The 14,562-nt window shown below is 70.0% G+C and carries 11 protein-coding genes and 2 pseudogenes; 9 read left to right on the top strand and 4 right to left on the bottom strand.

Translation table 11 applies throughout. The features are described 5' to 3' along the window. Positions 1-254: 254 nt before the first annotated feature. From SSP08S_RS56620 to SSP08S_RS56605, 6 genes and pseudogenes are all read left to right on the top strand, one after another. Complete coding sequence (locus SSP08S_RS56620) at positions 255-689, top strand: hypothetical protein (RefSeq protein ID WP_158697266.1); 435 nt, start codon at positions 255-257, stop codon at positions 687-689. A 10-nt stretch (positions 690-699) separates the two neighbouring features. Beyond that, positions 700-1,353: pseudogene (locus tag SSP08S_RS64810) on the top strand (caspase family protein); the annotation flags it as partial. A gap of 183 nt (positions 1,354-1,536) precedes the next feature. Then, a pseudogene (locus tag SSP08S_RS63780) lies at positions 1,537-2,394 on the top strand (protein kinase domain-containing protein); the annotation flags it as partial. Between the two features lie 63 nt (positions 2,395-2,457). After that, positions 2,458-2,844, top strand: coding sequence for an STAS domain-containing protein (locus SSP08S_RS64625; protein WP_369407109.1), 387 nt, complete (start codon positions 2,458-2,460; stop codon positions 2,842-2,844). Between the two features lie 241 nt (positions 2,845-3,085). Continuing rightward, complete coding sequence (locus SSP08S_RS56610) at positions 3,086-6,232, top strand: NACHT domain-containing protein (RefSeq protein WP_019072689.1); 3,147 nt, start codon at positions 3,086-3,088, stop codon at positions 6,230-6,232. 419 nt (positions 6,233-6,651) lie between these two features. Continuing rightward, complete coding sequence (locus SSP08S_RS56605; RefSeq protein WP_078532636.1) at positions 6,652-9,507, top strand: AfsR/SARP family transcriptional regulator; 2,856 nt, start codon at positions 6,652-6,654, stop codon at positions 9,505-9,507. Here SSP08S_RS56605 and SSP08S_RS36965 read toward each other — a convergent pair. The 3 genes from SSP08S_RS36965 to SSP08S_RS36955 all read right to left on the bottom strand — a co-directional run bounded on the left by SSP08S_RS36965 (position 9,501) and on the right by SSP08S_RS36955 (position 11,455). Continuing rightward, positions 9,501-9,986: a peptidoglycan-binding domain-containing protein gene (locus SSP08S_RS36965; RefSeq protein WP_158697265.1), complete on the bottom strand. Its 486-nt coding sequence runs from the start codon at positions 9,984-9,986 to the stop codon at positions 9,501-9,503. The two genes, SSP08S_RS56605 and SSP08S_RS36965, sit on opposite strands and share 7 nt — an antisense overlap. Before the next feature lie 131 nt (positions 9,987-10,117). After that, positions 10,118-11,050 carry a M56 family metallopeptidase gene (locus tag SSP08S_RS36960; protein WP_019072686.1) on the bottom strand — a complete coding sequence of 311 codons (933 nt, stop codon included), beginning with the start codon at positions 11,048-11,050 and terminating at the stop codon, positions 10,118-10,120. Positions 11,051-11,056: 6 nt separating this feature from the next. Then, entirely contained in the window at positions 11,057-11,455 is a 399-nt protein-coding gene (locus SSP08S_RS36955; protein WP_019072685.1) for a BlaI/MecI/CopY family transcriptional regulator, read from the bottom strand. 163 nt (positions 11,456-11,618) lie between these two features. Here SSP08S_RS36955 and SSP08S_RS36950 point away from each other — a divergent pair, with 163 nt between their 5' ends. Further along, complete coding sequence (locus SSP08S_RS36950; protein ID WP_019072684.1) at positions 11,619-12,194, top strand: TerD family protein; 576 nt, start codon at positions 11,619-11,621, stop codon at positions 12,192-12,194. A 68-nt stretch (positions 12,195-12,262) separates the two neighbouring features. Continuing rightward, positions 12,263-12,844 (top strand): TerD family protein, encoded by a 582-nt coding sequence (locus SSP08S_RS36945; protein WP_019072683.1) that lies wholly within the window; start codon positions 12,263-12,265, stop codon positions 12,842-12,844. Between the two features lie 126 nt (positions 12,845-12,970). Here SSP08S_RS36945 and SSP08S_RS36940 read toward each other — a convergent pair whose 3' ends face one another. Further along, entirely contained in the window at positions 12,971-13,630 is a 660-nt protein-coding gene (locus tag SSP08S_RS36940) for a zinc ribbon domain-containing protein (RefSeq protein WP_019072682.1), read from the bottom strand. A gap of 164 nt (positions 13,631-13,794) precedes the next feature. Here SSP08S_RS36940 and SSP08S_RS36935 point away from each other — a divergent pair, with 164 nt between their 5' ends. Then, the gene (locus SSP08S_RS36935) at positions 13,795-14,466 is read left to right on the top strand and encodes a hypothetical protein (protein ID WP_019072681.1); all 672 of its coding nucleotides are present in this window, start codon (positions 13,795-13,797) and stop codon (positions 14,464-14,466) included. The last annotated feature ends 96 nt before the right edge of the window (positions 14,467-14,562 follow it).

Here is a 14,562-nt window from a genome sequence, read left to right as displayed (position 1 = left end):
TCGTGCAGGATTCCCCACGGGACCAGCCCACCGCGATCAACGTAATCTTTGCCTTCATCCGTGCCCACGGGAAAGACCGAAGCCTGGCGCTGGTCAGAAGGCTGTGACCAGTGGCATCGCTGAGGCAGCTGCCCAGACGCGTCGTCCGTCCTTGTTGACGATCGGGCGCCAGGTTTCCGCTCACTGACTAGGCTTGTCGCTCATCAGCCGCGTACGGGGGTGGGGACACGGTGAATGGTGACACGGTGTGCGAGGTGAGCCTCCTGCTGGAGGGCGGCGAGGACAGCGAACAGGAAGAACTTGACCGTCTCACCCTCCAGTTGCGTGAGTGGCTCCTGGAACTGGACGTCGAGCGCGTCCAGTTGGACCGCACGGACCGGGCACCGGGTGGCTCCAAGCCCGGTGACGTGATCTCCCTAGGCGCCCTGACCGTCACCATGGCCCCGTTCGCGCTCCGGGCGGTCGTGCGCCTGGTTGAGCGGTGGATCGAGCACCGGCCCGTTCGCACGGTCAGCATCACGCTCGGTGAGGACAGCCTGGAACTCCAGGTCGTCTCATCGACGGATCAGCGTCGGTTGGTCGACGCCTTCATCGCCGCTCACGAGTCGCATCCCGCCGAGGCGCGAGCTGTTGGCCCCGGGTCCGAACCCGGGCCGGTGTCCGGTTCCGGAACAGGCGAGCGGGCCTGAAACCGCCGCCGTGACCGGAGGTCGCTTCGCCCTGCTCATCGCCGCGGGCCGCTATGACCAGCCGGGCCTGCGGCTGCTCCGCTCGCCCCAGTACGACGTCGACGGGCTGGGCGAGGTGCTCCGGGACCCACGGATCGGCGGGTTCGAGGTCCACCGCCTCATCGACGGCCGGCACCACGAGGTGAACCGCGCCATCGAAGTCTTCTTCCGTGACCGCGGCCTGAACCAAATGCTCCTGCTCCACATCTCCTGCCACGGCATCAAGAACGACAGCGGGGAACTGTTCTTCGCGGCACGCGACACCGACCGGGAACTGCTCGCCTCTACCGCTGTGTCCGCGGCCTTCCTACAGGCCCAGATGCGCGGTTGCCGCGCCAGATCGATCGTGCTGCTGCTCGACTGCTGCTACAGCGGCGCCTTCCTGACCGGCAGCAAGGGCGACGACAGCGTGCTTGTCGCAGAGGAGCTGGCCGGGCGCGGCCGGGCGGTTCTCACCGCGACCAGCCGCACCGAGTACGCCTGGGAGGGAGACCGCCTCGACGAACTGGGCCCCGAACCCTCCCACTTCACCGGTGCGCTCATCGAGGGACTGCGCTCGGGCGAGGCGGATCACGACCGGGACGGCCTGGTGACTGTCACTGACCTGTACCACTACGTCTACGAGCGGATGCGCGCCGCGCGCCTGAAGCAGCGCCCGCAGATGTGGGCCGAACTGGAACACCGGGTGGTGATCGCGTACTCGGCCCGGGGCGACCTCGCCGGAAACGGCCCTCTCGATCTCACGGCCGGCCCGCTTGATCCGAGATCCGGCCCGATCGCCGCCGTCCCGCAGGCAGAGGCGAGCACCGTGCGGCCTCTCCGGCTCGCCGACCGGTACGAGCTAGGTCATCTGCTCGGCCGGGGCGGGGCGACCGAGGTCCACAGGGCTCGTGACACCCGGCTGGGCCGTACCGCCGCTGTGAAGACGCTCGGGGCGGGCCTCGCCGACGACGCGTCCGTCCTGGCCCGGTTCCGGCGGGCGGCCCGGTCGGCCGCCCGACTCAACCACCCCGCGATCGTCGCGGTGTACGACGCAGGCGAGGACTGCGTCGACGGCGTCCGCGTCCCGTACATCGTGATGGAGTACGTCGACGGCGTCACCCTGCGGGAACTGCTGCGCCCCGGACGGAGGATGCCGCCCGAACGGTGCCTGGAGATCACTGTCGAGGTCTTGCGGGCTCTCGAGTACGCCCATCGCAAGGGTGTCGTCCACCGTGACGTTCAGCCAGCGAACGTCATGCTGACGCGCACGGGCCAGGTCAAGGTCACAGACTTCGGGATCGGCCGCGCGATGGGCGGTGTCGGTGTCTCGACGAGACGGTCCGCCGCGATGACAGGCACGGTGCACTATCTCTCCCCGGAGCAGGCGAAGGGTGAGCGGGTCGACGCCCGCTCCGACCTCTACTCGACGGGCTGCCTGCTGTACGAACTTCTGGCCGGTCGCCCGCCGTTCATCGGGGACGTCCCGGTCGCGATCGCGTACCAGCACATGCGCGCGGACCCGAGTCCACCGAGCGTCTTCGATGCCGGAATCCCGCCCGCGGTGGACGCCGTAGCCCTGAGGGCCTTGGTGAAGGAGCCGAACGACCGCTATCAGTCGGCCGTCGAGATGCGGACGGACATCGAGACCCACCTGTATGGCCGAGTCGGTGCGTCCGCCGGTGCACCTGATCCGACCGCGGAGCAGGAGTCCGGAGCGACGAAGTCGTCCTGCGGAGAGGGCGACTTCGTGGCGGGTCCCGGACTCGCCGACCCGATCACGTTGTCCACTCAGCTCTGCGAGAGCTGCGCCGTGGTGAGATTCGGCGGGGAGCTCGACTACGCGAGCAGCTGGTTCGTTGCCGAACTGCTGCGAGATCTCCGGACGCAGGGCCGTGTGCACTACGTGGTCGTCTTCGAGGAGGCGGCCTTGCTGGACTCTGCCGGGCTCAACACGTTCTTGGCCCATCTGGACGCCGTCAGGGCCTTGGGCGGCTCGATGCGTGTCGTCATAGAAAGCAGCGTGATCCGCAGGGTCTTCGAAGTGACCGGCGTCGACGGTGTGCTGCTGGTGGATCACTCCCTCGACGAGGCGATGACGGCCATGCGGGCGACGGCGAATTGCCCGGATCAGTGAGCCCTTTCGGGTTTTCGATGTGGTGGCCGAACCGAGACCGCCTCCACGGCGGAAAGCCTCCTCGTCAACTGCCCTGCAGGCACCGGCGCGTCGGTCCGGGCGCTGTCCACCGAGGTCGGCTTGTGGCGTCTCCGTAGTCAGGCGCCCACCCAGTGCTCCTGTCATCTATCGTCCCCAGAGAGACCGAAACTGTCGAGCCCGCATCCCTTCGACACTGACAGTCCACATACGGGGGTCGTTCATGCCACGTGCACTGTGCTACGCCGATGCCGTCAAACTGCTGGGTGGCGACAGCCCGTTGGTGAGGGCGATCGACCGACTGACAGGCGGACTCCTCCTGTTGGCGACCGGAGGCGGCAGCGAGCTTGCACTCAATCTCTTCGACGCGAAAGGTGAACTGGCCGCAGTCAGCGGGCAGTTAGTGGGGCGCCTGCGAGACCGGCTGCACGGGTTGAGCCGCATCGACCGCACCGAACGGCTGACGGCCGCGCACAAGGTCATCGTTCTGACCTCGTACTTCGAGGCACTCAGCACGGTCGAGCTTCCCTTCGACCGAGAAGCGCTCCCACGGCGCCGAGCCTCCCAAGTGGTGCTGGCTACTGGGGAGTCGGCGTCCTCGGACAGGCTGGGAGACCTTGCCGGCATTCTCCGTGACACCAGCGTGCCCGGAGAGTGCCTGCCGTTCGGCGGGGAAGCACCGTCCGACGAACTGCGGCGGTTCTACGCCTCCGTCAGTGCCCGGATCAGCACCTATGTGCAAGGGCTCGATGCCTGGAACGCGGTCAGCCCCGACATGCAGGCCGGCTTCAACGGCTGCCTGGCCGACGAGATACCAGCGCTCGCCCTTCGCGGCTACGAGGAGCACCTGCGGCGGCTTGCCGCCGAGTTCCCCGAGGTGGCGTTCTGGACGCACCGACAGGGCCTCGGCTCGGTCCATGAACAGCTCCGGCAACTGCACACCGGACTGGAGGGGTTGGGGCAAGTCCTCGGCGAGATCGCGTCCGGTGCTTCTCCGGACGACCGGCGCGAGGCTCTGGCCCGCCGGTACCGGAACACCCTGGAGCGGCCGATCGTAGCGACCGGAGAGGTGCCCGCGGGCCTGACCATTCCGTCCCTGGCTGTCGCCTACATCAACCATCGCTACCGCGCGGCCCCCGCCACGGTCTCCGCCCGGCTGGACCGGGAGTCCTGGTGGCAGGAGTTCCCCGTGCAGGAAGACGTGCAGGAGTTCCTGGCCGGCTATCTGACCTCGGCCCGCGCCACAGAGGGCCCGCTGGTCGTACTCGGGCAGCCCGGATCGGGAAAGTCCGTGCTGACCATGGCGCTGGCCGCCCGTCTACCCGCCCGCGACTTCCTGACGATCAGGGTCTCGCTGCGGGAAGTGCCGGCGGACACCGATCTGCAGTCCCAGATCGAGTACGCGATCCGCGATGCCACCGGAGAGAATCTCTCCTGGCCGGTGCTGGCTCGGTCGGCCGGCGATGCGCTCCCCGTGGTCTTGCTGGACGGCTTCGACGAACTCCTGCAGGCCACCGGAACCGGCCAGACCGACTATCTGGAACAGATCACCCGCTTTCAGGAGCGGGAGGCCGACCAGGGACGGCCGGTGGCCGTGATCGTCACCAGCCGTACCGCCGTCGCCGACCGGGCCCGGATCCCGCAGTCGGGAGCCGTGGCTCTGAGGCTGGAGGCGTTCTCCGAGAGCCAGGTGGAACGCTGGCTGACGGTCTGGAACAACCACAACTCCGCCTACCTGACGGAGCACGGGCTGAACGCGCTCCCGGCGAGCGTGGTGCTGCTCCAGCCGGACCTCGCGGCCCAGCCGCTGCTGCTGATGATGCTGGCCCTCTACGATCTTGCCGGCAACGCGCTCCAGCGCTACGGCGAGGGCCTCGACGAGGCAGACCTCTACGAGCGGATCCTCACGAGTTTCGCCGAGCGTGAGGTCCGCAAGACCCGGCCCGAGTTGCACACAGGCCCCCTGCAGACCGCGGTCGAGGAGGAGTTGCTACTGCTGTCGGTCGCCGCGTTCACGATGTTCAACCGAGGTCGGCAGTGGGCAGCGGAGGACGAACTGTCCGGCGACCTCGTCGCCATGCTCGGCGATATTGTCACACCCCGCGGTGCGACGGGATTCCATGCCGCAGCCACCCCCGCGCAGACGCTGGTCGGCCGCTTCTTCTTCATCCACGAGGCACAGGCCCTGCGCAACGACGTCAGGCTCACCTCGTGCGAGTTTCTGCATGCCACCTTCGGTGAATATCTGGTGGCGCGCCTTACCGTTCGCGAACTCGATGACCTCGCCCTGGTCGCCTCAGCGCGCAGGCGGCACAGTGGAGACGATGGATTCCTTCGCGCGCTGCTGTCCTTCTCCCCGCTGACCATCCGCGGGAAGATCATCGACTTTCTCACCTCGTTGATGCAACGGCTTCCGGTGGACCGACGCGCCCTGGCCCGGGAGGTCCTGCTCACCGCCTTCCGCGGCGCCCTCGCCCCCTGGAAGGACGGCGGCCATGAAGGCTACGGCCCGGAGCAGGTCAGCATGCCCGCACGGCACGCCGCATACTCGGCGAACCTCGTCGTTCTCATCCTCATGGCAGGCCACCCCGAACCGGTCACCGGCCGCGACCTGTTCCCTCAGACCCCGTCGGTCAAGCACGACTGGCGTTGCCATGCGATGCTCTGGCGCTCCCAGTTCACCATCGAGGGATGGGCCAGCCTGGCCCCCCGGCTACGCCTCGAACGCACCTGGACGCTCGGAGAGCGGGACATCTCTCTGAGCATCGCCCCCTGGACGCCGCCCGACCCCGAGGGTTTCTGGGTCTCCAACAGCCACCCCGAGAACGTGGAGGGGTGGGTGGGATGGAGTCATGCGTCGGTGGAAGACCTCCGCCGGGAAAGCTACTTCACCTGTGATTTTGCCGAGGACATCGCATGGCACGCGTTGCTGCCGATCATCGAGGCCCTGGACGTGGCGGCGTCAGCGGGCCGCGAAGGCACCGACGCCACCACGGCGTTCGGCGTCCCGTCCGGCGGACGAGCCGTCTCCGCCGCGCAGGCCATCCTCGCGCTGTGGATGGCTTCCAGTGGTCCCACGACCACGGAAGAACTCCAGCAGTCCTACGAGACATGTCTCAGAGTCATTGACTACAGCCGCCCAGAGAATGACGCGAACCGGCATGTCCTGCTCGCTCGCGTTCTGCGACAGCTGGCCGCGGACCGGGACAGGCTCTCCCGTGAATTCCGGGACAAGCTGTTACAGGACGTCTTCGGTCCTTCTCTTCTCGCCGATGCGTACTTGGACGAGCATCCAACAGTCCGGCAGTGGGCTGCCCAGGCTTTCGGAGACATAGGCTTCACGGACCCGGTCGGCCCCAGTCCCCGTTAAGGGCGTCCGACGGACCTTGGTGGGGGACTTCGCCCTCGGCACCAAGGCCCTGCGAGCCTTCCGGCAGGAGATCTCCCGACCAGTGCTTGGTTCACTGCAGAGCGCCTTCAAGGAAGATGCCTGTTTTCCTGTCGTCCCGACTTTTCGAAGTCGTGGATCAGGGGCTGTTTCAGAGAGATCTGAAGCGGCCCCTTTGATCGTTTTCGGGGAGCGCCTGGGGAGCAGGACGTTCGGCCAGGAGGAGATTCCCGTGGGGAAGACCTGACCGGCGGGAACCTTGTCGGGCTGTCTTACGCGTGCGTAGCGTGTGTCGTGACCTGGTGCCTGGGAGGCGTCGACAGGGCGACGCCGGTGAAAGGGCTGACCGGCCAGGGCAGAGTGCGGACGGTGCGCGCGTCCGATCGCCGGGGGTTGTCGTGGTGACGTTCAGACTTCTCGGGCCCGTCGAGATAGTGGGCCGCGGCCCCGTCGACGTAGGCCCTCCGCAGCGGCGGAGTGTGATGGCGGCGCTCGCGGTGGACGCCGGACGGGCGGTGCCGCTCGAGACGTTGATGAGGCGGGTGTGGGGTGAGGAGCCGCCGGAGGGGTCGCGTTCGGCGCTGTACGCGCATGTGGCCCGTATCCGGCAGGTGTTGGCAGCCACCGGGGGCGTTCGCCCGCCGGGCCTGCTGCGGCGCGGCGGCGGTTACGTGCTGGACACCGACTCCGACGAGGTGGACCTCCACCGGTTCCATCGCCTGGTCGCCGACGCCCGCAGAGCCGGCCGGAGCGACGCCGACCAGGTGAGGATGCTCCGCGAGGCCCTGGACCTGTGGCGCGGGGAGCCGCTCACCGGACTGTCGGGGGAGTGGGTGTCGCGGATGCGCGACACCTGGGAGCGGCAGCGGCTGGACGCGGTCACGGCCTGGGCCGACGCGGAGACGGCGGTGGGCAACCATGCGGTGGTGATCGGCCGGTTGCCCGAGCTGATCGGCGAACACCCGCTCGTGGAGCCGCTGGTGGCCGCGCTGATGCGGGCGCTGTACGAGGCGGGGCGCGGCTCCGAGGCCCTGGGGTGCTTCGCCGAGGTACGGAAGCGGCTGGCCGAGGAGCTCGGCGCCGACCCCGGGACCGAGCTCCGGCAGATCCACCGGGCGATCCTGCAAGGTGCCTACGAGCCGGGTCGGGCCACGGCTCCGCCGCCCGCGGCGCGGCCCCGGTCCACGCCGGTTCTGGCTCGACTGCCCCTGGACGTACCGGCGTTCACCGGCCGGGAGGAGGAGCTGGCCCGGCTCGACAAGATCCTCGCGGAGGGCATCGGCAGTCCCGCGGTGGCGGTGGTCTCGACCCTCTCCGGCACCGCGGGCGTGGGGAAGACAGCGATGGCCGTCCACTGGGCGCACCGGGTGGCCGACTGGTTCAAGGACGGCCAGATCTACGTCAACCTCCACGGCTTCGAGCCTTCGCGGCCGCCCGTGACCCCGGCGGAGGCACTGCCCCGACTACTGGAGGCACTGGGCGTGCTCCCGCAGCACATGCCGGTGAGCCTGGAGGCGCAGACCGGGCTGTACCGGAGCCTGCTGGCGGGACGGCGGATGCTGGTGATGCTCGACAACGCCCGCGACGCCGAACAGGTGCGGGCGTTCCTCCCCGGCAGTCCGGGCTGCTTCACCCTGGTGACCAGCCGGAACCGGCTCTCCGGCCTGATCGCCCTGGAAGGCGCCCGGAGCCTCGTCCTGGACGTGCTGCCCGCCGCGGAGTGCCGACGGCTGCTCGCCCGCCGGATAGGGGCCGAGCGTGTCATGTCCGAACCGCTGGCGGTCGACGAGATCGTGAGCCGCTGCGCGCGGCTGCCGCTGGCCCTGGTGATCGTGGCGGCCCGCGCGGCCATCGAGCCGCGGCTCGGCCTGGCCCGGCTCGCCGCCGAACTCCGGGACGCCCAGGCCTCACCCGACGGGCTGGACAGCTTCGGCGACGAGGACACCCGGGCGGACGTACGGACCGTCTTCTCCTGGTCGTACGGGACCCTGAGCCCGCAGGCCGCCCGGATGTTCCGGCTCCTCGGCGTGCACCCCGGGCCGGACATCGGCGTGGCCGCCGCCGCGAGCCTGGCCGGGCTCCCCGTCCACAGCGCGGACCGACTGCTGACCGTGCTGGCCGACAGCTGTCTGGCCACGGAGTACTCGCGCGGCAGATACGTACTCCACGACCTCTTACGGATGTACGCCGCCGAACTCGCCGGCACCGCGGACGCGGCCGACGAGACGCGCGCCGCCCACGACCGCGTGTTCGGCCACTATCTGCACTCCGCCCACTCCGCCGACCGCATGCTGGATCCGCACCGCGACCCGATCGCTTTGCCGCCCGTGGTGCCCGGCGTCTCCCCCGAACACGCCGCGGACCACGGAGCGGCCCTTGCCTGGTGCACGGCCGAGCACCAGGTACTCCTCGCGGTGGTGCACCGGTCGGGCACCGCCACGCGGGCGCCGGATGCCCCGGTCTGGCAGCTGACCCGCGCCCTGAGCACGTTTCTGCAGCGCCGCGGCCACTGGTCCGACTGGGCCGCGGCGCAGGAGGCCGCGCTGGACGCCGCACTCCGCTCGGCTTCCCCGGTCGGCGAAGCCGACGCCCACCGCGGCCTCGGCCGTGCGTACACCCGCCTGACACGTCTGGACGACGCGCTCACCCACCTCGCCCGCGCCCTGGACCTCCACAAGGCCCTCGACGACCGTACGGAAGTGGCGCACACCCACCTCGACCTGGCCCGCCTGCACGCCCGGCGGGACGCCTGTCCCGAAGCCCTGGCCTGCGCCCAGGAGGCCCTCGACCAGTACACGTCCCTGGGCCATCGGGCCGGACAGGCGCGGGCTTTGAACGCGGTCGGCTGGTACCACGCGCAGCTCGGCGACCACCGGCGGTGTGTGGAGTTGTGCGGGCGGGCGCTGGAGCTCTTCACCGAACTCGGCGTCCGCGACGGACAGGCGGACACCTGGGACAGCCTCGGCTACGCCCACCAGCACCTCGGCGACCACCGAAGGGCCGCGGACTGCTACGGCAACGCCGTCGCGCTCTTCCACAGCCTCGGCGACCGCTACTTCGAGGCCGACGTGCTCGTCCACCTCGGCGAGAGCCACCGGGCCGCCGGCGAGGCCCAGGCGGCACAGCGGGCCGCCCGGAGCGCGGCGGACATCCTCGACGAACTCGGCGTACCGGACTCGGACGGCGTCCGAGCCCGGCTGCGCCGGCTCGGCCTGCCGGCCGGGCCGGCGCGCGGAGACGTCAGGGAGCGTCAGTAGTAACAGACGCCCGTGTGCCTGCCGTTCTGGCCGTTGGAGTAGTCGTATGCTTGAAAGTGGAAGTAGGAGCTGGTGATGGGGCCGAAACGGCCGTCCACGTCCACCACGTGGGAGTGCCAGTTGTTGTTGATCTGCGTCTGGGCGTTCCGCACCGCCTGCTCGGTGGCGGGGCCGAAGTCCCGGTCCTCCGCGATGTTCTGGTCGAAGCAGGCGTTCAGGCTCTCCTGCACGACCAGTACGGGGAGGCCTTTCATCCCCCGGACCACGACGCAGTTGTAGTTTCCCGAACCCGCCGACGGCACATGGAGGTACCAGTCGCCACCGAGACTCACGTTGGTGAAGCCGGTGCACGGGACCTCGGCGGCGGCCGTGTCGGACGCGGCCGACGCCGTTCCCGGGCTGCCCACCACCAGTGCCGGGACGGCGAGCGCCGCCACTGCCGCGAACGAAGCCAGGCTTGTCCGTCGTGTTGCTCGCATTGATTCCCTCTCCTTTGTCCCACGTCCCCCGCGCGGATGCGCTCGGTGCACGTGACGACGATGGAGAGGTGTTCTTGCCGGAACCTTGTCGGAATCTTGCTGCCTGTGGGGCGCAACCGCGTGCGCCGTCGCTACAGCGGAGTCGCCGCGTGCAGCAGGAGCAGCAGGGTCACCGCCGAGTTCGCCGAGAACGTCGCGGACAGGGCCGCACCCGCCGCGGCGCTCCAGAGCGCCAGGCCCACGGCGGTGAACAGCGGCGGCCAGGTGCGTGCCGGAGGCGCCGGCGCCAGCAGCGCGGCGACACGGCGGGGGAGCGGGCCCGGCGCCGCGAGGCCCGCGAGCGTCGGTCCCGGCGTGCCGCGTGGGACGAGCGCCGCTTTGCCGATCGCGCGGGCCACGGCCTTGCGGCTGCCGACACGGTGCGCGGCCTCCTCGTCCGCCCAGCGCTCGGCGACGTAGGAGACGGCCGTGCGCAGCGGCACCAGGAACGGGTTGGCCTGCGCGGCCAGTTGAGCGATCAGCAGGTGGCGGTGGTGGCGGGCGGTGAGGTGGGCCCGCTCATGCGCGAACAGGGCTCGGCGCTCCCGGCTGTCCAGGCGGTCGAGCATGCCGGTGGACACGACGATCCGGTCGCGTGGACCGGCGGGCAGGGCGTAGGCGTACGGCTCGGCGTCGGGGAGGACCGCGACCGGGGTGTCGCGCAGGCCGGTGAGCGCCGCGTGAGCCTGCCTCCGTACGCGGACATGGCGCCACAGGGTCCGGCCGCAGCCCGCAACCACCGCCAGGAGCAAGGGAATTGCGGCTTTCCCCGCGATCTCGTCCTGGGGCACGCTCTCCCGTACCTCGGGGTCCGACCAGCCGTCCGGCAGTGGATTGCCGGGGAGTTGGGCGGTACCGACCACCATCAGCAGGCCCAGGCACAGGGTGCTGCACACGGCCATGACGGCGGCCACGACGCTCAGCAGGGTCGTGGCGGCGCGGGGGTGGAGGTGTTGGGTGGCGAGGTGGGCGATCGGCCAGGCCGTCAACGGCAGGAGCAGCGGCAGGAGGACGAAGACACCCACGGGGCGTCAGCCCGCCGACTCGTCGGGCTCGTCGGCCGCCTGGTCCAGCAGGGCGCGCAGCAGTTGCTCGTCGTCCTCCGGCAGGGCGGTGATGAAGCTGGCCAGTACCGCCCTGCGGTCCTGCTCGCGATCGAGCACCTTGCGCATCTTCAGCGCGGCGAGCCCCGCCTCGTCAGCGGCGGGCGACCAGACGAACGAGCGGCCCTCCCGCCTGCGCGTCACGGCCTGCTTCTCCAGCAGACGGATCAGCACGGTCATCACGGTCGTGTAGGCGAGATCGGCGTCCAGGTGCTCCTGCACCCAGGCCGCGGTCACCGGCGTCCCGGCGGTGTGCAGGACGGTGAGCACCTGCGTCTCCAGCGCGCCCTGTGCCCGGCGCGGGGGACGCGGATCCGGCTTCGCCACGTTCCGTTCTCCTCCTGCCGCCGCGGGGACGCGATCGCCACATCGTAGCGACGCGGGGCCGACCGGCGGTGCCGACCTCCCGCGGATTTCTACACTGTTGTAGATTCTAGCTGCGGGTCCGTGCCTCGGACCCGGATCGTCGGCATGCGTGGAGGGACGAGTCATGGGTGTTTCCCTGTCCAAGGGCGGCAACGTTTCGCTGAGCAAGGAGGCGCCGGGCCTCACCGCGGTACTGGTCGGACTCGGCTGGGACGTGCGCACCACGACCGGCGCGGACTTCGACCTGGACGCCTCCGCGCTGCTGCTCGACGCGTCGGGCAAGGTCCCCTCCGACCAGCACTTCGTCTTCTACAACAACCTCAAGAGCCCCGAGGGCTCGGTGGAGCACACCGGCGACAACCTCACCGGTGAGGGCGAGGGCGACGACGAGTCCCTCAAGGTGGACCTCGCCACCGTACCGGCCGAGGTCGACAAGATCGTCTTCCCCGTCTCGATCCACGACGCCGACTCCCGCGGACAGAGCTTCGGACAGGTCCGCAACGCCTTCATCCGCGTCGTCAACCAGGCCGGCGGCGCCGAACTCGCCCGCTACGACCTGTCCGAGGACGCGTCGACCGAGACCGCCATGGTCTTCGGCGAGCTCTACCGCAACGGCGCGGAGTGGAAGTTCCGCGCGGTGGGGCAGGGTTACGCCGCCGGGCTGGCCGGCATCGCCGCCGACTTCGGGGTCGGTGTCTGAGAAGTCCGACCCCGGGCCCCGAACTCCTCGTCCAGCAGCCCGCCGAACGGCAGAAAGAGAGACCGCGCATGTCCGTCAACCTGGGCAAGGGCCAGCAGGTCAGTCTCAGCAAGTCCGACGGCAGTGCCCTGACGTCCGTACGCATGGGGCTCGGCTGGCAGGCCGCGCCCCGCAAGGGATTCCTGGCCAAGCTGACCGGTCCCCGCGAGATCGACCTGGACGCCTCGGCCCTGCTCTTCGCGGGCCGGGAGTCGGTCGACGTCGTCTACTTCCAGCATCTGACGAGCAATGACGGCTCCGTCCGCCACACCGGGGACAACCTGGTCGGCGGGGCCGGCACCGGTGACGACGAGACGATCCTGGTGGACCTCGGCCGCGTCCCCGTCCACATCGACCAGATCGTCTTCACGGTCAACTCGTTCACCGGACAGACCTTCGCCGAGGTGCAGAACGCCTTCTGCCGGCTCATCGACGAGACCACCGGACAGGAACTGGCCCGCTACACCCTCAGCGGCGGTGGCACCTACACGGCCCAGATCATGGCGAAACTTTACCGAGCCGGTGGCGGCTGGCAGTTGAAGGCGATCGGCGAACCCGCGGCCGGCCGCACCTTCCAGGACCTGCTGCCCGCCGTGACCGCCCATCTGTGACCGCTCCCGACCCGTGCCGAGCGGCACGGGTCGGGAATCGGGAGCGCCGACTGTGCTTCGCCCCCGCGAACTGCGAACTGCCGCGCCTCATCGCGGACTTGGGCATCCGTAACACCGCCGACCGCGCTACCGCCGTGTTCCGCACCCCGGGCAGAACGCGGCGCCGTCCGGCACCACGGCGGAGCAGGACGCGCACGCGGTGGACTGGGCGAGGTGATAACCGCAGCCGGAGCAGAAGGCGGCGCCGTGGGTCTCGGTCCGGCACTGCGGGCACACCAACTGCCGCGGTGTGGAGGGGTCGTAGCCCTGCCCGGCCTGCTGGCCCGCGGCGTAGGCCCGCTGGGACGCCATGTCGTTGAGGCCGCGCTGCTGGGCCGCCATGGCCTCGGCCGCGGTGTCGGGCGCGCAGCGCAGACACAGGCCCTGGGCCGCGTTCCAGCAGCGTCCGCAGACGTAGTCGGTGCAGCGCGCGCAGCGGTTGAAGTGCCCCTCAGCGTTGTCGATCGCCTGCTGGAAGGCGTGGTCACGGGCCTGTCCCCAGCCGGCGCCCGCGAGCCCGTCGGCCGCGGACGACACTCCCCGGCCCGCGCTGCCCAGCAGACTCCAGGCCACATCGACGCCCTTGCCGAGCCAGGTGGCGGCCCGCTCACCGACGTACGCCTCGAACGGCGAACGCCAGGTGTCGTAGCAGCGGGCGCACGAGAACTCGAACTGGAAACCGGCCCCCGTTCCGTTGCGCACGCACAGATCACGGTAGTTGTTGCTGAAGTAGATTTCACCGCTCACGTGGTCCCCCCACAGTTCAGGCCATCGGCACACTGCCGTATGACGCGAGCGGCAGAGTACTGGTTCTCGCCAAATTCCCGGTGATGGGGGGACATCTGCCCAGGGGAAGGGCCTGCGGTACGTTCGGTCCCGGATGTGCACGCCGTCCCGAGAGAAGGCGGGAGATGGCCGAACCCCGGTCCCGGCGCCGCTGGCTCGCGCTCGTGGTCTTCGCGGTCGTCGTCTACGTCCTCGTACGCGCGGCCGACACCCCGCAGGCCGCGACTCCGCGCCCCTCGACCGGGCCGGGGGCGTCCGGATCGGCCTCACCGAGGAGTTCGGCCAGTCCTTCACCTCGGGTCACCGCCTCTTCCTACGACCCCGCCGCCTACGCGCCCCAAGTCCGCGCCAGGGCCCAACAGGCCGGGGTGAGCGCCCAGTTGGTGATGGCGATCCTCTACAACGAGGCGTACAAGCCGCACGACGCGGCCTTCGAGCGGGCCTGGCAGCGGTCCAAGCCGGACGCGGCCTTCGGTATCGCCAACATGCACCGCGCGACCTTCGACGAGGTCAAGCGGGGCCGGGACTTCGCCGACCGCAGCTGGGACGAACTCCCCGACGACCGCGACCTCGCCATCGAGGCCGAGGCCTGGTACCTGCACGACCTCGCGGCCCAACTCCCCACGACCCGCCACACCTCCCTCGGCAAGGACGACCTCCTCGCCCTCGGCTACAACACCGGCGCGGGCAACATGCTCGCCTTCGCCCGCGGTGCGACACCGGGCAGCCAGGCGCAGTCGTACCTGGACCGCTTGCACGCCAACTGGGCGAAGGCCGGGAAAGCCGTTGCGCGGTAGGGCAGGCGAGAGGCTGCGCGGCCGAACAGGGCCTCGCCCGATCCGAGTTGGGGACCGCGGAAGGGGGAGCCCAGAGGCGGAAGTGATGACAGTTGC

The sequence above is a fragment of the Streptomyces hokutonensis genome, from assembly GCF_000376565.1.
Taxonomy (GTDB): domain Bacteria; phylum Actinomycetota; class Actinomycetes; order Streptomycetales; family Streptomycetaceae; genus Streptomyces; species Streptomyces hokutonensis.
Note: the sequence above shows the minus strand (reverse complement) of the source record. Positions and strands in the feature narration are given on the sequence as shown.

Coding starts and splice junctions, on each gene's coding strand:
- SSP08S_RS56610 (WP_019072689.1), top strand. CDS start 3,086: ATGCCACGTGCACTGTGCTACGCCGATGCCGTCAAACTGCTGGGTGGC.
- SSP08S_RS36965 (WP_158697265.1), bottom strand. CDS start 9,986: ATGCGAGCAACACGACGGACAAGCCTGGCTTCGTTCGCGGCAGTGGCG.
- SSP08S_RS36950 (WP_019072684.1), top strand. CDS start 11,619: ATGGGTGTTTCCCTGTCCAAGGGCGGCAACGTTTCGCTGAGCAAGGAG.
- SSP08S_RS36945 (WP_019072683.1), top strand. CDS start 12,263: ATGTCCGTCAACCTGGGCAAGGGCCAGCAGGTCAGTCTCAGCAAGTCC.
- SSP08S_RS36935 (WP_019072681.1), top strand. CDS start 13,795: ATGGCCGAACCCCGGTCCCGGCGCCGCTGGCTCGCGCTCGTGGTCTTC.